1 pseudogene is annotated in these 786 nt (G+C 63.2%); it reads left to right on the forward strand.

The annotated features are described in order from the left end of the window. A pseudogene (locus QCE49_RS33570) lies at positions 1 to 786 on the forward strand (RHS repeat domain-containing protein); the annotation flags it as partial.

The following is a 786-nucleotide window of genomic DNA, read 5'->3' on the forward strand; positions in this document are numbered from 1 at the left end:
CGCGTGGGACGGCTCGCCCAGATGTCGGTGCGTCATGCGACGAGCGTCAACCTGCTCGATGTGCTTGCACGGCGCACGTATCAGTACAGCGCGGCGGGCCACCTGACGCGCATCGAGGACCACGCGCGCGGTGTAACCGACTATACCTATGACCCGCTCGGGCGCTTGCTCAAGTCGGCCACGCCCGATTTGACCGAAATCTTTGCGTTCGATCCGGCGGGCAATCCTGTCGATCCAGAGAAGGTTCCGCCGCGCCCGGTCGTGGAGACGGATGCAGAGCGCGCCGAGCGGCACGCGCGGGAACGCGCCGAAGATGAAGCGTGGCTGCGCGCGAATCCGGGCAAGCCGGCGCGGTCACAGTGGGATCAACGCCGCTCCGACGATGATAAGAAGCTGCATGCATGGGAACAGTCGTTGCCGAAGTGCATCGGCAATGTGCTGAAGGAGTTGAACCGCACGCATTACGCCTACGACGAGCGCGGGAATCTGAGCCGCAAGACCGAGCCTAATGGCGTGACGTGGGTTTATGCCTACGACAAGCAGAACCGGCTCACGGAGGCCAAGCGCTACGGGAAGCCGCCAGCGGCGAACGAGATCGATCGACGTGAGAGGAACACGGATGGTTCTACTCGGTGGATTTCTGGCACTGCGCCGTTCGATGTTGCCGCAAGCTATACCTACGACGCATTCGGGCGGCGCGTGGCGAAGGAAGTCAGAGGCGCGACAGGCGCAACCGAGCTAACCGTCTTCACATGGGACGGCGATGTGCTGCTCATGGAAGAGCGC

Origin of the sequence: Caballeronia sp. LZ008, from assembly GCF_031451435.1 — a bacterium.
Classification (GTDB): Bacteria; Pseudomonadota; Gammaproteobacteria; order Burkholderiales; family Burkholderiaceae; genus Caballeronia; species Caballeronia zhejiangensis.